The organism is Plesiomonas sp., from assembly GCF_051650925.1.
In the GTDB taxonomy this organism is placed as follows: Bacteria; Pseudomonadota; Gammaproteobacteria; order Enterobacterales; family CAMTGL01; genus Plesiomonas.
Genome location: NZ_JBOFRH010000356.1, coordinates 1 through 1,680, shown reverse-complemented (window position 1 = coordinate 1,680; position 1,680 = coordinate 1). Strand labels below are relative to the sequence as shown.

Below are 1,680 nucleotides of genomic sequence, written 5' to 3'. Positions count from 1 at the left end.
TTCTGGTCAGTATTGAGCGCTACAGTCGCCGTCGGCAGCAGGTGTACCAAAAGGGCATGGGGCGTGAAGCCCATGAGTTGACCCGCTTAACGGGCTGGCGATCACTGGCTGCACAAACTTACTGCTGGGGGCTGTTACTACTGGCGTTTGGTTTACCTGTCGGCAAACTTCTTTACTGGGTTACGCACTATTTTAGCGAATCATGGACCAGTGAATTTTTGATCTATAGCGGCAACAGTTTGCTGGTTTCTCTGTTGGCTGCCGGCGTGACTCTGCTGCTGGCACTGCTGCTCAATTTTTATCGCCGTTTAAGCCAAACCCCCCGTAGCGCCGTGCCGATGCGGATGGCATCGCTCGGGTATGCGGTACCGGGTACGGTGCTGGCTATCGGTTTACTGATCCCGCTGACTGCGGCTGATCACGGGCTAAATGGCATGGCTAAATGGGTCGGTTTACCGATGCCTGGGCTAATTTTCAGTGGCTCACTGCTGGCGCTGGTGTTTGCCTACAGCGTGCGGTTTTCGGCTATGGCTGTTGGGGGAATTGAGAGCAGCTTAGGTAAAATATCGCCTTCATTAGATATGGCCAGCCGTACTATGGGGTGTAAACCATTGTCGATGTTGAGGCGGGTACACTTGCCGCTGTTGCGTCGTGGTTTACTGACCGCGGGCATGATGGTGTTTATCGAAAGCATGAAAGAGCTGAATGCCTCATTGCTGCTGCGCCCATTTAACTTTGATACGCTGGCGACCCATGTGTTTACCTTTACCTCTGATGAGCAACTTGAGTTAGCGGCATTGCCGGCTCTGGTTTTAGTGCTGGTGGGGTTGTTGCCCGTGATCTGGCTTAACCTCTCGTTACAGCGGAAATCCTGATATGTATGCATTATCTGTTACCAACCTGACATGCCGTTATCAGGGAAGAGCGGTACTGGAAAATCTGTCTCTGAATGTGATGGAAAAAGAGATCCTGTGTCTGCTTGGTTCAAGCGGGTGTGGTAAAACCACCCTGCTCAAAGCGGTGGCCGGCCTGTTGCCATTGAGTGATGGCGAAATCGTGATTGGCCAGCAGACCGTCAGCCGTCAGGGGCTAAATTTAGCCCCTGAAAAGCGCAATATTGGCATGATCTTTCAGGATTATGCGCTCTTTCCACACCTGACCGTGGCTCAGAATGTGGCTTTCGGGCTGCACGGCCAACCACGCAGCCAGATTGATACCACGGTGCAAGAGATGTTGTCGCTCGTGCGCCTTGACGGGCTTGATGATCGTTTCCCGCATGAGTTATCCGGCGGGCAGCAGCAGCGTGTTGCTATTGCGCGTGCACTGGCCTGCGATCCGGCATTGTTGCTGCTTGATGAACCGTTTTCCAATATTGATACTCAAGTACGCTTTGCGATGATCCAAGAGATTCGACAAATCCTTAAAGCGCGCGGAGTGGCTGCCATTTTTGTTACCCATAGCAAAGAAGAGGCGTTTGCGTTTTCTGATCGTATGGCGGTGATGAATGATGGCGTGATTGCACAAATCGGTGAGCCTTCACAGCTGTATCACCAGCCTTGTAGCCGTTTTGTGGCCGATTTTCTTGGCACGGCCAATTACCTGAGTGCTCGCGTGCTCGACAAACAGCGTCTGGATACGGTTATTGGCACCTTTACGTTTCCACAGCCGCTGCCGTTTACG

The 1,680-nt window shown here is 52.5% G+C and carries 2 protein-coding genes; both read left to right on the top strand.

The features are described 5' to 3' along the window. The coding region (locus ACRC27_RS08155) for an ABC transporter permease (protein WP_438639635.1) at nucleotides 1-875 on the top strand (875 nt) is incomplete at its 5' end. A gap of 1 nt (nucleotide 876) precedes the next feature. Beyond that, nucleotides 877-1,680 (top strand): ABC transporter ATP-binding protein (locus ACRC27_RS08150; protein ID WP_438639634.1); only part of this gene is annotated, 804 nt, incomplete at its 3' end.